This is a genomic window from Marinobacter guineae (assembly GCF_002744735.1).
In the GTDB taxonomy this organism is placed as follows: domain Bacteria; phylum Pseudomonadota; class Gammaproteobacteria; order Pseudomonadales; family Oleiphilaceae; genus Marinobacter; species Marinobacter guineae.
Map to the genome: position 1 here is coordinate 113691 of NZ_KZ319340.1, position 14755 is coordinate 128445.

Annotated in this window: 12 protein-coding genes; 4 read left to right on the forward strand and 8 right to left on the reverse strand. The window is 60.3% G+C overall.

Annotated features, from left to right (window positions below):
* The first annotated feature begins 24 nt into the window (after positions 1–24).
* Positions 25–258, forward strand: a complete 234-nt coding sequence (locus CLH62_RS08560) for a DUF2789 domain-containing protein (protein ID WP_099618814.1) — start codon at positions 25–27, stop codon at positions 256–258.
* On the opposite strand, the gene CLH62_RS08565 is transcribed toward CLH62_RS08560, so the two are convergent.
* The 7 genes from CLH62_RS08565 to CLH62_RS08595 all read right to left on the reverse strand — a co-directional run bounded on the left by CLH62_RS08565 (position 255) and on the right by CLH62_RS08595 (position 8814).
* The gene (locus CLH62_RS08565; RefSeq protein ID WP_099617752.1) at positions 255–1730 is read right to left on the reverse strand and encodes a GGDEF domain-containing protein; all 1476 of its coding nucleotides are present in this window, start codon (positions 1728–1730) and stop codon (positions 255–257) included. The genes CLH62_RS08560 and CLH62_RS08565 overlap by 4 nt on opposite strands.
* A gap of 59 nt (positions 1731–1789) precedes the next feature.
* Positions 1790–2719, reverse strand: coding sequence for a tyrosine recombinase XerC (gene xerC, locus CLH62_RS08570; RefSeq protein ID WP_407657780.1), 930 nt, complete (start codon positions 2717–2719; stop codon positions 1790–1792).
* Between the two features lie 40 nt (positions 2720–2759).
* The gene (locus tag CLH62_RS08575) at positions 2760–3506 is read right to left on the reverse strand and encodes a DUF484 family protein (RefSeq protein ID WP_099617753.1); all 747 of its coding nucleotides are present in this window, start codon (positions 3504–3506) and stop codon (positions 2760–2762) included.
* Between the two features lie 16 nt (positions 3507–3522).
* Complete coding sequence (dapF, locus tag CLH62_RS08580) at positions 3523–4440, reverse strand: diaminopimelate epimerase (protein ID WP_099618816.1); 918 nt, start codon at positions 4438–4440, stop codon at positions 3523–3525.
* A gap of 14 nt (positions 4441–4454) precedes the next feature.
* Positions 4455–5705: a diaminopimelate decarboxylase gene (gene lysA, locus CLH62_RS08585; RefSeq protein WP_099617754.1), complete on the reverse strand. Its 1251-nt coding sequence runs from the start codon at positions 5703–5705 to the stop codon at positions 4455–4457.
* A 41-nt stretch (positions 5706–5746) separates the two neighbouring features.
* Complete coding sequence (gene lptM, locus CLH62_RS08590) at positions 5747–5893, reverse strand: LPS translocon maturation chaperone LptM (protein WP_228152811.1); 147 nt, start codon at positions 5891–5893, stop codon at positions 5747–5749.
* 62 nt (positions 5894–5955) lie between these two features.
* The gene (locus CLH62_RS08595; RefSeq protein ID WP_099617755.1) at positions 5956–8814 is read right to left on the reverse strand and encodes a class I adenylate cyclase; all 2859 of its coding nucleotides are present in this window, start codon (positions 8812–8814) and stop codon (positions 5956–5958) included.
* A 110-nt stretch (positions 8815–8924) separates the two neighbouring features.
* Here CLH62_RS08595 and CLH62_RS08600 point away from each other — a divergent pair, with 110 nt between their 5' ends.
* A complete protein-coding gene (locus CLH62_RS08600; RefSeq protein WP_099617756.1) occupies positions 8925–11369 on the forward strand; it encodes an EAL domain-containing protein in 2445 nt (814 codons plus the stop codon).
* A gap of 29 nt (positions 11370–11398) precedes the next feature.
* Here the strand turns inward: CLH62_RS08600 and argH are convergent, their stop codons facing one another.
* Positions 11399–12811, reverse strand: coding sequence for an argininosuccinate lyase (gene argH, locus CLH62_RS08605; protein ID WP_099617757.1), 1413 nt, complete (start codon positions 12809–12811; stop codon positions 11399–11401).
* 119 nt (positions 12812–12930) lie between these two features.
* Between argH and CLH62_RS08610 the strand changes: the two genes are divergently transcribed.
* Both CLH62_RS08610 and CLH62_RS08615 read left to right on the forward strand, forming a co-directional pair.
* The gene (locus CLH62_RS08610; protein WP_099617758.1) at positions 12931–14004 is read left to right on the forward strand and encodes a sensor histidine kinase; all 1074 of its coding nucleotides are present in this window, start codon (positions 12931–12933) and stop codon (positions 14002–14004) included.
* Positions 14001–14750 carry a LytR/AlgR family response regulator transcription factor gene (locus tag CLH62_RS08615; protein ID WP_099617759.1) on the forward strand — a complete coding sequence of 250 codons (750 nt, stop codon included), beginning with the start codon at positions 14001–14003 and terminating at the stop codon, positions 14748–14750. The genes CLH62_RS08610 and CLH62_RS08615 overlap by 4 nt, the downstream gene beginning before the upstream one ends.
* Positions 14751–14755: the final 5 nt, after the last annotated feature.

Genomic DNA, 14755 nt, shown 5'->3' on the forward strand with positions numbered 1-14755 from the left:
ACCGCCAACAGGAGATGAATGTACATGGACACCAGCAAACACAACCTCAGTACTCTGTTCGAGCAACTTGGTCTGCCTTCCGGCGCCAAAGACATCGAGGATTTTGTGGCCAGGTACTCGCCCCTTTCAAGCGAGGTTGCGATCCAGGACGCACCCTTCTGGTCAGAGAGCCAGTCCCACTTCCTTGAAGAAGGGCTGGAAGAAGACAGTGACTGGGCGGAGGTCATTGATGAGCTGGACGCGCAAATGCGTCACTAGGGAGCCTCTTCCGCACTTGTGATAACGCGGTCGCGGCCCGCGCCCTTGGCCTGATACAGGGCGCGGTCTGCCCGGTCAAACACTGATTCTTCAGTGTCCCCTGGAACAAAGCCCGCCAGCCCCGCTGAGAAAGTAACGGTGACCGGCTCGCCACGAAAATGAAACGGCAGCTTGCTTACGTGCTCCCGCAGCTTGTCGACAACAGTCCGGGCATCCGCCGGCCCGGTTTCCGGAAACAGCACCACGAACTCCTCACCCCCGAAGCGGGCCACAAAATCGGTGGTGCGCAACCGCTCCCTGAACTCCCTCGCGACCAACTGCAACACCCGATCCCCGGCCTTGTGGCCATAGGAATCGTTGACCCGTTTGAACAGGTCAATATCGAGAACACCGACGGTCAGCGGGTGGCTGTAGCGCTGCCAGCGGTTGTATTCGAAAGCCAGCCGCTCCTGCCAGGCCTCCCGGTTGGGCAGTTCCGTGAGCAGATCGGTCATGGCGCGCAGACGCTCCTTGCGGACCTGTTCCTGCATCTGTTCGGAATGGGCCTCCATGGCAGCCACTTTTTCGTGCATCGCTTCAAGCTGCTCGGACAGCACCCGTTCACGCTCTGACTCCTGGGTACGGAACCGGCCAACCGCCTGACCTATGGATGCCAGATGCCGGCTGACAGAGTTCTTCAGGTCCTCGAGGTTGTCACTGGCCTCCAAATGCAGCCCGACCCGCTCGATCTCCTCGCGGATCTCCCGGTCGAGATTTTCTGACGCGTCCAGGCGACCGGACTGGGCCGAGGACTGGGCCGAGAAATGTTCCCGCAAGATCTCTAGTCGCTCATCCAGACGCTTTAGAAAGGCTTCGAACTCACGTTTGCTCCGGGTAACCGCGGCAATGACCAGTTCCGCCACATGGTTCAGGCCCTCCCGCAGCTCGTCCCAGTCATTACTTGCCAACAGGGATTGCTGAAGGGCTCTGGCCCGTGCCTCGGCGACCGGCTCCAGGGACACCTGAGCAAGCATCTGGCCCAGCAGCTGGCCAACCCGGCGGGCAATACGCAGCCGCTGGGCATTGTCTTCAATATCCTGGTCATTGCCCGGCGTATTATCTGCTTCTGAGGCGGTTTCAGGCTTTGGTATCGGCTCTTGCCCGTTCTTTGGCTCTGGCTCCCGTTCTTTGCGGGAGAAAAACGAACGCTTCTTGTCACCGGAGGCCTGGTGTTCATCCAGCAGGGCTACCTGGCGGTCAATCTGGTCCTGCAGTTCCTTCCAGGCATCCACATCCACCCTGCTTTTCCGGAGGTCCTTCCGGATACGGACCAGCAACCGATCAAGCTCCGGAGTCTGACCCTCGGATGCGAGGCTGGTGCGCACCAGCATACGCTCAAGGGTATTACGCTCTGCCTTCCACTGCTTTTCCCGGTTATCTGCAGATTCGAGTTCCTGAAGGTATTTCTCCTTCCAGGACTGATCCGATGCCATTGATCGCTCCCGTTTATCCTTGCTGTACGGTTTCTGATTGGAAAAGACCCGCATGCCGGTTACTGGCCGGAGGAATTTTCATCTTTGTTTCTACCATGGTACTTATCCCGGCGTGCTCTGGGATGACTCTGGTCATAAACCCGGGCCAAATGTTGAAAATCAAGGTGAGTATAGACTTGGGTCGTGGCGATGTCGGCGTGGCCCAGCAATTCCTGTACGGCGCGAAGGTCGCCGCTGGATTCGAGCATGTGGCTGGCAAAGGAGTGTCGCAAAAGGTGGGGATGAAGTTTCTGGTCAGCGCCCCTGGTGATGCCCCAGCGACTCAGCCGGGCCTGAACGCTCCGGTGACTGAGCCGCTCTCCGCGCTGGCTGACAAACAGAGCTGATTCACCTTCACTGGCCAGCCCCGTTCTCTGAGGCAGCCAGGCCTGGATCGCCTCCACCGCTTTTTTTCCGACAGGCAACAGCCGCTCTTTACCACCCTTGCCCAGCACCCGGACCTCGCCACTTCGGAGGTCAACGGTATCCAGGTCCAGGCTCGCCAGTTCCGCCAGCCGCAGCCCGGAGGAATACATCAGCTCAAACATGCACAGATCACGAACTTCCAGGGGGTCGTCGGGCTGGCTGTCCAACAGGTGACTCAGCTGGTCGACGTCGGCCACCCGGGGCAGGTGCCGGCCACTCTTCGGCGCGCGGATGTCCAGGGCCGGGTTATCGGACGCCAGCTTTTCCCTGAGCAGAAACTGGTAAAAACGGCGGGTTGCCGAAAGATGCCGGGCAATACTGCGGCCCGAAAGGCCTTCCCTGCTGAGAGTGGCCACATAGCGGCGAAGATCATGGTTGGTAACACGTTGCCAGGCAGGTAATCCACTAACGGCCACCCACCGGGCGAGACGCAAGAGGTCCCGCTGGTAGCTGTCGCAGGTTCTGGGTGAATGACGCTTCTCGGAAGCCAGGTGCCGGATGAAATCGGTTAAAGGCCCGCACAGATCATCGGGCACCACCGACGACGCCGGAATCTCTGGCACCTCAGCGCGACTCCGTCGCCATGTCAGTAACCGGGGCGGCCATGGTATGGCGCTGAACCATGGGCGGCAGAAGCCGGCTCAGGGTGTCGCTGATGTAACTGAGAAACAGCGAGCCCATGCTCTGGTCAAAATAACCCGGCTGGCAGCTACCAACGGCAAATACGCCCACCAGTTCATCAAGACGCAAGGGCACCAGGGCGACAGAAGCAATCGCCTCCTCCCGATCCGGGAACAGGAACTCCCGTTCGCTCTCTCGGAACTGACCACATATCGCCCGTTCGCCTTCGAGCAGGCTGCCCAACCGTTCACGAGCCACGGCCGGACTCACCACATGGAGGGCACCCTGGGAGGCCTCCGGTAGTTCAGCGTCGGTAAACAGGAGCACCGAGGCAGCGTCGAGGCCGAAATCGCCACGGATGCTGTCATCAATGGCCGAGGCCATATCGTTGAGGGTCCGGGCTTCAATCACCTGCATCAACAGCCGCTTGCTCTTTTCAAACAGGCGATCGTTGTGGCGGGCAATGGACACCAGCTCCACCAGCTCCCTGCGCAGCGTATCGCGCTGTTCACGGAACAGGTGTACCTGGCGCTCGACCAGGGAAATGGCGCGACCGCTGTCGTGCGGCAGGGTCAGACTGCGCAGCAGTTCGTCCTGGTCGACAAAAAAATCGGGGTTGGCTCGCAAGTACTCCGCCACGTCTTCCCGGGTGAGGTCACCGGCCTTCTGGCGGGCCGTTTGTTCTGTCATGGTGTACTCCTGGCTGTCAGGATCGTTGTTTGTGGGGGCGGCCACTGCCCTTTCGGCGGCGACTGCCAGAATCACCCGGCAGCCTTAACTGCCCTTCAAAAACGCTGGTTGCAGGCCCTTCCATCATAACAGGGGTCCCTTCACCCTGCCATTCAATGACCAGCTTGCCGCCGCGCAACTCCACTTCGACCCGGTGATCCAGCAGGCCCCGCAAACAGCCAGCGACAACTGCGGCACAGGCTCCGCTGCCGCAGGCCAGGGTTTCGCCGGCACCTCGCTCGAACACCCGGAGGCGGGCGTGGCTGCGATCCAGTATCTGCAGAAAGCCGATGTTGGCCCGGGCCGGGAAACGGGGGTGCCGCTCCAGCTTTGGTCCCAGAGTACCCACGGGCGCTGTGTCTACGTCATCCACCACCAGCACGCCATGAGGGTTGCCCATAGACACCGCACTGAGCTCCACGGTTTGCCCATCCACATCCACGGTGTAGACGTCCTTGCGGCGATCCGCGGCAAACGGAATAGCCGGCGGATTCAGCTCGGGCACGCCCATATTGACCATGACCATGCCATCCCGACCAACGCGCAGTTCGATCACACCCTTGGCGGTCTGGACCCGTATCACTTTTTTGTTGGTCAGACGCTGGTCGCGGACAAACCGGGCGAAACAACGGGCGCCATTGCCGCACTGTTCCACCTCGGTACCGTCTGCATTAAAAATGCGGTAACGGAAGTCCACGTCGGGCAATCCCGGCGGTTCCACAACCAGTAGCTGGTCAAACCCGATGCCGAAATTCCGGTTGGCCAGGTCCCGGATCATGTCCGGGCGCAGGCGGAAAGGCTGACTGATGGCATCCACCACCATGAAATCGTTGCCCAGCCCGTGCATCTTGGTGAATCGAAGTAAGGGGCCCTGGCTACGGCGCTGCTGATTCATTTCCTCGCCCCCGCTCATTCCGGAAGGCAGCTCTCGGGCGCGAGCTGGTCTTCAAGGGTTTCGCGGCGACGGACTACATGCACCTGCTCGCCATCGACCATCAGTTCCGGGGGCCGATTGCGGGTGTTGTAGTTGGAGCTCATGACAAAGCCATAGGCGCCGGCAGAACGCACCGCCAGCAGATCCCCGGCCTGAAGGCGAAGGTGACGGTCCTTACCCAGAAAGTCCCCGGTTTCGCAGACTGGCCCAACCAGATCCCAGGCTTTTTCCTCACCGTCCTGATGCGGCGTGACCGGGATGATCGCCTGCCAGGCACTGTAAAGAGCAGGGCGGATCAGATCATTCATGGCAGCATCGATGATGGCGAAGTTCCGGTGCTCCGTGCACTTCAGGAACTCCACCCGGGTAACCAGAATGCCGGCATTGGCGGCAATGGAACGCCCGGGTTCAAGGATCAGCTCCAGCTTCCGGTCACCCAGACGCTCGGCCAGCGCCCGGACATAATCCGAGGGCTGCGGAGGCTGCTCCTGATTGTAAGTAACGCCAAGACCGCCCCCCATATCCAGGTGATGGATACGAATGCCGCGGCCAGCCAGGGTGTCGATCAGTGCCAGCACCCGGTCCAGGGCATCCAGGAACGGAGACACGGTGGTCAGCTGGGAGCCAATGTGGCAATCCACGCCCTTGATCTCCAGGTTCGGAAGGCTCGAAGCTCGGGTGTAAACGTCCGGCGCTTCAGCAATGTCGATCCCGAACTTGTTCTCTTTCAGACCCGTGGAAATGTAGGGATGGGTACCGGCGTCAACATCCGGGTTCACCCGCAGGGAGACTGGCGCCTTGACGCCAAGCTCGCCGGCCACGGCATTCAGCCGGTCCAGCTCGGTATCGGACTCAACATTGAAACAGCGCACGCCTACCTCAAGTGCCCGCCTCATTTCCCATTCCTGCTTGCCAACGCCGGAAAACACCACCCTTGCCGGGTCGCCGCCGGCCCGCAGCACCCGCTCCAGCTCGCCCGCCGAAACAATATCAAAACCGGCGCCCAGCCGGGCCAGAACGTTCAGCACGGCCAGGTTGCTGTTGGCTTTTACCGCATAGCACACCAGATGTGGATGGTCTTTGAGAGCTTCATCGTAGGCGCGATAGTGGCGTTCAAGGGTCGCCCGGGAATAGACGTACGCTGGCGTGCCAAAGCGCTCGGCTATGACAGAGACAGGCACGTCCTCGGCGTAAAGTTCGCCGTTGCGATAGTTGAAATGATCCATGAGTTTCCTGATTCGTTTAACGGGGCGGAACGAATGGAGCGTTAGTCGCGATTATCTTTATCGGATGCCTCGGCCGCAGCCTTGGCCGAAATGTCCTGACTATCCCGGTACAAAGGTCCTTTCTGACCGCATCCGCTCGTTGCGATCGCCAGCACCAGCACCATGATCGGCAGAGTCCACGCACGCATACCTGCTACCCCTGAGTTCACTATGGCCGCAGTATACCTGAGACCCACACCGCGCGGCGAGGTCAGCGACCTCTGGCAAGCTGCCGATTCAGGGAATCCTCGAGCAACGACCGGTAATACAGGTACTGGCTGGTCTGGATATCCTGCTGATAGACCCTGGGGTCAATGTCGTGGGGCAGATGGACATCGGTCAGGTACACTGGGTAAACCTCGCTGCTCAGTCGCAGGGAACGGATGTAGTGGGCCACGGCGGGAATCAGCTGGTCGCCGTATTCCTGCACGGTAAATTCCTGCTCGCCACAGAAAATATCAAAGCGCAGCCGGCTGTCCCCTTCATGAATTCCGACAGCCTGCACCTCAAGCCCGGGCAACGGGGCACCCGAATCCGATTCCGGGCGGTATTCTGCGCGCCAAACTCCGTCCCGCCGGACAATCTCGTAGCATTGCACCCCGGCAACAACGCCGGGCGAATCGGTATGGCGGAGCAGCCGCCGCTCGATCAGGTTATCCAGAAACCGCAACACCGGCACCAGCAGATGCCGACGGCTGTTTACAGCCTGCTCCCAGCTGAACACCGAGCCGAGCTCATCAACGACCCAGAGCCGCGCCTGACCACCCTGAACCCTGAAAAAGACCTGGATATTGTCCGGTTCACTGGCCTGACAAACGGCCCGCAAGGCAGGCTCGTCCTGAAGTGCGTAACGATCGAATACCACCGGCAGATATCGCTCCTGGGGCAACGCCAGGTGTTCCATCAGGGCATCAAAGCTCTCCAGCGCCACGAAACCCGGCTCCAGGCCATTGAACTGCAGCAGGAAATAACGGCGATCCATTTCGATGACGTAGCGCAACGGGTGGGGACCTGCACCGCCGGCGAAGAAGGGCCTGAGGACATCGGCAAACAACTCCTGAACCCGGCGGGCAATAGCCGAGCCGTGCCCCAGGTTATGGCAGTGCACCTGGATACCGGGCAGTTCGGATGGGTTGGCAGCCACCGACGCCAGAACGTTTTTCAGGCACTGGATCAACGTGTCACCCGCAGCGTAGTGCTGGAGGCTGACTTCGTGCCAGCTGTTGAAGGTGATCTGATCGATACTGATAACCAGGTTTTCCCGGCCACCACTGAATCCGAGGGAATCGTGCCGGGCGCTGAGCTTGTGAAGCCCCTTGTCGGTGAGATGAGCCTGTGGGTCCACGCCGACATTGACCAGCAACAGATTTCTCAGGGGCCGGACACCCCGGGACAGGCTCTCCCGTGGCGCAGGCGCAATCGGGAATGGCAGGAACCCGGAAAGGGCATCCAGAATTTCCCGCAATTCGCTCACCGAAGCAATGCTCGTCCCCGCGCGAACATTCAGCCGGGTCGAGCGGGTCAGCAGGCCGTTGCAGTAACACCAGACCATCAGCTCGGCCAGATTACCAGAGCGTCGGATAACCGGCTGCCAGAAGGCATCGGCCGGATCTTCCAGGTCCCGGTAAAGCAACCAGCCTTCCCCGTCGCCACCCTGCTCCGACTGGTGGTGAAAGGCGAGATTCTCCTCCACCAGCGACGGCGCCAGGCCCGGATTGATTTGTTCGATCTTGCCGGCCTTGCGCTGAAATGCTGCGTACAGCTTGCGACCCAACAGGTTGATATCGCTGTCACTGATAGCGGCCCGCTGGCCGTGTTCTCTGGCCATTTTCGAGAGCAGGCGGTAGCTGTGGGTAAGCTCATTCACGATCGTACGGCGCAGGGTGGTGACGTCCTCAGCCCGCCAGCGCTGGCGCTCATCCAGCTCTGCCAGTGTACTCTCTGGCCAGCCCCAGCGTTCCACCAGCTGCCTCAGCAGATGGGCCCGCCACTGCTCCGAGGACACCTCAGAACGGGTCAGTGGCAGGCCGGCTTTCAGGTACAGGCTGCGGCGAACCAGGTCAAGCCGTGACGCCACCTCCGGCCCGGAGAGCCAGCTTTCCAGTCGGTCATAAAGCATGACATAGGGGTCCAGAGTGTCAGCGTCGGTTTCACCCCTGAAGACGGCCCGTTTGAACTCGCTGGATAGCAACGCCTGCCCGGCCGTACGGGCGTAGCATTCGATCAGCAGCAGCTTGAGAATGGACTTCCAGGGGGAATCAATGCCCTTGTAAAGCTGCCAGACCCCGGCGCCCAGAAATTCTGCTTCCGGTATCGAAGGGACCGGGCCGAAATCGATGTACTCATCGGCCCGTACAAACCGGCAATCCACCAGCTTTCGCATGCACTGGTCATAGCAGGCTTCCTGCTCGGCTGGTATCAACCACCACATCGGCCACGCACCACCCAGGTGGATGCTGGTCCGGTAGAACTCATCGAGCAACAGGAAGTGCTGGGCACTGCCACAGTTCTCCCCCGTCACCTCTGCCCGCTGTCGCCCGGCCCGCCAGTCCGCTGCACAGAACACAAACACATGGAGCTCCACGCCGAAGGATTCGGCCCACCGGGCCAGCTTCTCCGCCTTGCGCTCAAGACAGTGTATACCCCGCTCCGGCAAATCGTTGCGATGGCAGAGCCAGACATCAAGATCACTGGCCACGGAATGTCCTAAAGTGCCCGGACTTCCCATCAGGAACATGGCATCCAGATCCGGCTTGCGCTTGCCTTCATCCTTCAACGAGAAGGTGCGGGCCAGTCGCCTCGCCGCGTTAATCGTCGCATCTGACGGTTGGTAGTGACTCAGCCCGTAAGGGCAGTCGCTATCCAGGTACCCCGGCAGGGCGGGATGATTGAGGTGAAACACCAGCGGCAGAACCTCCAGCACCATCTGCTGGCGGTAGGACAACGCCGAGTGGGCACGGTCCCAGCGCTGCTGGTTGACCACGAGAAACCGGTCCCTCAGGCGACGGAGAGTCTTGCGGTCTATACCCTCCTCAAAATCAAGGGCAATCGGGGCAACGTGGGTGCTCAAGGCGGCTCCGGGGGAGAGGTTCTTTTCAGTGACAGTATGAGTATGATGGAGGCATCGTGGCAAAACCGACAAAAAAATAAAAGCTATAGAAAACCCGAGGCTCACCCGTCGTGAAAGAATTCATTATTCGCCGCTACCGCTCGGAGCAGTCCCCGACACCGGAGCGCCATACCGTAGTGCGTATTGATGATGAAGGCAAAGTGCTGTTTGCCGATCATCAGGCCGAAGCGATCCTTGGTTACGACAGCGGTGAACTGGAAGGCCATCCCGTGCACCGGATTCTGGCATCGCGCGAGGACGATCCTTTCGCCCCTGCGAACCGCCACCGGATTGAACGGGGCCAGAACGTTCTGGTGACATTCCGGCATAAGGAAGGTTTCTTCTACACCGCCTGCCTGAGCCTGCGCCTGGATATGCGAGATTCAGACAAGGCCGCCAGCGCGACCATCACGCTGTGCGACAGCTCCACCAGGGACCCTCGGCTGTTGCGATCGGCGGAGAGCAGCGCGAGTTTCGGGATTTGGGAACTCGACACCCGAACCAATGAAATGGCCTGGACGGAGGGTATGTTCCAGCTCCTTGAGCTGAGGCCTGGCAGCGAGATCACCCCGGAACAGGCACTATTCTACTGCCAGACCGGGCAGGCAAAGGTCCGGGCCATGTTCCGGCGTTGCATGCGGACTGGGGAGGGCTTTGCCCTCGACCTCGACATTCTTACCTCCGGGCAGAATCAGCGCAGGATCACCCTTAACGGTCGGGCACTGAAACAGGGCGGCAGGATCCAGCGGCTCGGGGGCACTATGGTGGACCGAACCGCGGAGTTGGCGCTCACCAAGGCCCGTCAGCATGCGGACCAGATGCTCGCGGCGACGACCCGGGCGACGCCCGATCTCGTGGTGGCGGTGGACGCATCATTCAATCTGCAACATTTCAATGATGCCTGGGCCAGCCAGTTCGCGGAAACATTTGGCGTGAATCCCGGGCGCGGCGATAACCTGAGTGAACTTCTGCAGGAATTTCCGAATGAACGCATGCTGATGGAACGCCTCTGGCACCGGGCCTTTGAGCGGGACAGCTTCGTTGTTGAGATGGCCATGGCCCAGCAGTCCCGGGAGCTGCCAGTGCATGAATTCCACTACCAGCGCCTGACCAACGAACTTGGCGAGGTGACCGGCGCGGTCCATGTGGCAAGACGCATCGAAAACCGTATCAGCCAAGCTTCAAGTGGCGAGTACCGGATCCGGCACGATCCGGTCACAGGCCTGATGAACCGCAAGGAGTTCATCGCCCGGATGCTCCGGACTCTGGAACAGAAAACCCATCGAAACTCCTGTGACAGCCTGTTATATCTGGATCTTGATGACTTTGAACGTTTCAACGAGTTGGCCGGTAGCGGCACTTGTGACCGCTACCTGCGGGAGCTGGCCGGCAATCTCGGCGTGCGGGTACGCCAGCGTGACGCCCTGGCACGTCTGGCCGGCGACACCTTCGCCCTGCTGATCGAGAACTGCCCGGAGGCCCGGGCCCGAAAGATTGCCCAGGAAGCCCTGGATCTGATCGGTGAATTCGTCTTCCAGTGGCAGGGCCACAAGCTACAGACCACAGCCTCCGGCGGCCTGCTGGTCATGGACAGAGACATTCCCCGTGACCCGGAACAGTTACTCAGCCAGGCTGCGGACCTGTGTCACACTGCCAAAACCTCCGGTCGCAACCGTATCCATGCGGCCAGAGCCGTCACCCATCAGGCCGACGACTCGACCGCCAGCAAGCGGGTTGAGCAGATCCGCGAGGCATTGGATGGCAATCATCTGATTCTCGAATATCAGGCCATGAGACCGGTTGCCAGCCCCACCTGGGGCGATCACATTGAAATCCTTTGCCGAATCCCGGCAACGCCCGATGGCGAGACTGTGCTCAAGCCCGACGACTTCCTGCCCATCGCCGAGCGTTTTGACCTGGCCAAACGCCTGGACCGACAGGTGATCCGGCAAACACTGGCCTGGCTCGGCAAACAGCCTTTGCTGGAACCCCGGTTAAAGTACTGCGGCTTTAACCTGTCACTGGCCAGCGTACTGGATGACACCTTCCCGGACTTTATGGCCCGGGCCCTGAGTGAATCGCCGTTTGACCCGAGCTGCTTCTGTCTGGAGATTCGCGAAGCCCACGCCACCCAGTATCCGGACGATGTCGCCGTGCTTTGCGATGCATTGCATCGGGCAGGTTGCCGGGTTGCCCTTGATGGCGCCGGTGCGTCGGTGGAAAGCTACAGCCTGGCGGCAAAACTACCGGTGGACATAATCAAACTGGATCGGCGGATGGTGCAACAACTGGAAGAGGATCCGGTGCAGCAGGTGATGCTCGAGGCCCTGCACCGGATTGCCGAGGCCGCCGGCAAGGTTACCGTGGCCACGTTTATCGAGAGCGATGATGCCCTCCGGAAAGTCAGAACACTCGGCATTCATTATGGCCAGGGCTACCGGTTGTTCCGCCCACAGCCCCTGGAACAGTTGACGCCGGCGGCGGTTGATCTGACCACGGGAAGGATCGGCGGCTAACCGTCCATCCCGGAGCCGTTGGGCGCGGTTCAGTCCAGCTGGCTGCCGCGCGCCCGGCCAATGGCCGCACGTACCTGATCCGGCGCCGTGCCGCCCAGGTGATTGCGGGCCTGAACAGACCCCTCCAGGGTCAGCACATCAAACACGTCCTCGCCAATGTGGTCGGAAAACTGCTTAAGCTCTTCCAGGGTCATATCCGAAAGATCTCGACCTTCGGCCACACCAAAAGCGACTGACTTACCCACGATTTCATGAGCATCCCGGAAAGGCACGCCTTTTTTCACCAGGTAATCCGCCAGATCGGTAGCAGTGGAGAAACCGCGCTTGGCTGCTACGCGCATGTTATCGGCCTTTGAACGAATTGCCGGAATCATGTCGGCGTACGCCTTCAGGCAGCCCTTGATGGTATCGACGGTGTCGAAAAGCGGCTCCTTGTCTTCCTGATTGTCCTTGTTGTAGGCCAGTGGCTGACTCTTCATCAGGGTCAGCAGACTCACCAGGTGACCATTAACCCGCCCAGTCTTGCCCCGGACCAGTTCCGGAACATCCGGATTCTTTTTCTGGGGCATGATGGACGAGCCGGTGCAGAATCGGTCCGGCAGGTCAATGAAATCAAACTGGGCGGAGGTCCAGAGCACCAGCTCCTCACTGAACCGCGACAGATGCGTCATCAGGAGCGCGGAAAAGCTGCAGAACTCAATGGCAAAATCCCGGTCGCTGACCGAGTCCAGGGAGTTTTCTGTGGGCCGGTCGAAACCCAGCAACCTGGCTGTCAGCGCCCGATCGATGGGATAGGTGGTTCCGGCAAGTGCCGCCGCACCCAGGGGCATTACGTTCACCCGCTTGCGGCAATCCTGCAGGCGTTCGGCATCCCGGACCAGCATTTCGTACCAGGCCAGCAGGTGGTGCCCGAAGGTTACCGGCTGGGCGGTCTGAAGATGGGTGAAGCCGGGCATGATGGTCTCCGCCTCGCGCTCGGCCAGGTCCAGCAGGCCCGCTTGCAGGCGTTTCAGTTCCTCGGCAATGACATCAATCTCGTCCCGCAGGTACAGACGGATATCGGTGGCCACCTGATCGTTGCGGCTACGGCCGGTGTGCAGTTTCTTGCCGGTAATGCCGATACGGTCGGTCAGGCGCGCTTCAATATTCATATGCACGTCTTCAAGACTGACAGACCACTGGAAATTACCGGATTCAATGTCTGCCTTGACGCCCTTCAGGCCCTCAACAATCTGGTCCCGCTCGTCGTTGGTAAGCACGCCAACTTCCGCCAGCATGGTAGCGTGGGCAATGGAGCCGGTAATGTCATGGTGGTACAGGCGCTGGTCAAAACCCACGGATGCGGTAAATTTCTCAACGAAGGCATCGGTAGGTTCACTGAAGCGTCCGCCCCAGGGTTTTTCAGAGCTTGTGGTCTGGTCAGACTTTTTCTGATCCGTCATGGTCTATCTTTCCTGCTGACAGCCCGGCATCATCTGGCGGGAACTGGGTACATTGAACGTGGCAGGAGTATACCATTCTGACCCGGGTAAAGGAGATACCCCGTAACGGGGACAAAGCTGTGACAACTAACGAGTTCTACGTACCGGACCTGTGCCGGGTCCGGGCCGTGTTCCTGTTGCTGGTAACCAGCGAGCTGCTGGTTCTGGTGCTCGCCATCGTGCAGGCCACACAGGGCTGGATTGACTGGAACTACTTCGGGCTGCTGTCCCTTTTCGTGCAGTGGACGACCCTTACCAGCGCCGCACTGATCTGTCTCCTTCGGGCCAGGCTCGCCCGGATGTCCGTTTCCGGTGCCACGGCCATAATCGTCGCCATCGTGCTGCTGGATGTGCTGGCGTTCAGCCTGTTTGCCGACAGTGTCCTGCACCCCCAGGACGGCGTGGCGGTCTGGCAGGGCGTCGCCAAAAAGATGTTGCTGGCGCTGCTGATTGTATTGATGGTGCTGCGCTACTTTTACCTGCAGCACCAGTGGCAGCAGCAGCGGGAAGCGGAAATGCAGGCCCACCTGGCGTCGCTCCAGGCCCGCATCCAGCCCCACTTCCTGTTTAATAGTATGAACACCATCGCGAGTCTGATTGCGGTCAATCCGGACAAAGCCGAAGAAGCGGTGCTGGACCTGTCGGAACTGTTCCGCGCCAGCCTTCGCACCGTCGACCAGTTGATTCCCCTGTCGCGGGAGCTGGAACTGTGCCAACGCTATCTGGCCATCGAGGCACTTCGGCTGGGTGACCGGCTTAAGCTCGAATGGCATATTGAAACCGGCCTTGAGCAACAGGCAATTCCACCCCTCACCCTGCAACCCCTGGTCGAAAACGCCATTTACCACGGCATCCAGCCCAGGCCCGAGGGTGGCACAGTGCGAATTGAGGCCGAAGCCAAAGGCAACTTCGTCTATCTGCTGGTGCAGAACCCGAAACCGGACCAGAACACCCATCAGCATGACGGCAACCGCATGGCGCTGGTCAACATCAAGTCCCGGCTCCAGGCCCTGTTCGGGGAACCAGCCGTTCTCAAGCATAGCCATCATAACGATGTCTATACCGTCACCCTGCGACTGCCGCGCCAGAAGGTTAGCGAACAGAAAACCCACAATAAGAGAACTGAAAACCAAGGAAACTTAGATCAGCCATGAGTGATACCCGCAGCGTCCTGATCACCGATGACGAACCCCTGGCCCGGGAACGCATTCGCCGCCTGGTGGAGGCACTCCCCGGGTACCGGGTGTGCGGTGAATCGGCGGACGGCGACAGTACCCTGAAACAGGTGGCGGAACTCGAGCCGGACATTTTGCTGCTGGACATCCGCATGCCCGGCATGGACGGTATGGAAGCGGCCAACCGCCTGAGCCAGCTGCCCAACCCGCCGGCCCTGATTTTCTGCACCGCCTACGAGCATTACGCCATACAGGCGTTCGACGTGCAGGCCATTGCCTACCTGCTCAAGCCCGTGCGCAAGGAGGCACTCGCTGAGGCACTAGCGAGGGCCGGCAGGGTCAATCGGGTGCAACTACAAACCCTGAGCGGTCAGGCCAGCCAGAGCGCTGAACAGCTGGCTGTGCGCACCCATCGCGGTACCGAGCTGATTGACCTGTCCGAAATTCTCTACTGCGAGGCAGACCAGAAATACGTCACCATTCACCATAGCCGCGGTGAAACCGTCTGCGACTATACCCTCAAGGAGCTGGAAAACAGCTACCCCCGCGACTTGCTCAGGACCCACCGGCACACACTTGTGGGTGCGCGCTTCGTCCAGAGGCTGAAACGGACACCCGACGGACAGAACCTGGTTGTACTCAGGGACAGCCAGGGCGAACTTCCGGTCAGCCGCAGGCATGCCAGCAACGTTCGCCAGTGGCTCCAGGAGCGCCAGCCGGGCTGAGGCGG

What these genes read in the sequence shown, in the direction of transcription:
- dapF (WP_099618816.1), bottom strand. Translation starts at nt 4,440, where the DNA reads ATGAATCAGCAGCGCCGTAGCCAGGGCCCCTTACTTCGATTCACCAAG.
- CLH62_RS08560 (WP_099618814.1), top strand. Translation starts at nt 25, where the DNA reads ATGGACACCAGCAAACACAACCTCAGTACTCTGTTCGAGCAACTTGGT.
- lysA (WP_099617754.1), bottom strand. Translation starts at nt 5,705, where the DNA reads ATGGATCATTTCAACTATCGCAACGGCGAACTTTACGCCGAGGACGTG.
- lptM (WP_228152811.1), bottom strand. Translation starts at nt 5,893, where the DNA reads ATGCGTGCGTGGACTCTGCCGATCATGGTGCTGGTGCTGGCGATCGCA.
- CLH62_RS08575 (WP_099617753.1), bottom strand. Translation starts at nt 3,506, where the DNA reads ATGACAGAACAAACGGCCCGCCAGAAGGCCGGTGACCTCACCCGGGAA.
- argH (WP_099617757.1), bottom strand. Translation starts at nt 12,811, where the DNA reads ATGACGGATCAGAAAAAGTCTGACCAGACCACAAGCTCTGAAAAACCC.
- CLH62_RS08565 (WP_099617752.1), bottom strand. Translation starts at nt 1,730, where the DNA reads ATGGCATCGGATCAGTCCTGGAAGGAGAAATACCTTCAGGAACTCGAA.
- CLH62_RS08615 (WP_099617759.1), top strand. Translation starts at nt 14,001, where the DNA reads ATGAGTGATACCCGCAGCGTCCTGATCACCGATGACGAACCCCTGGCC.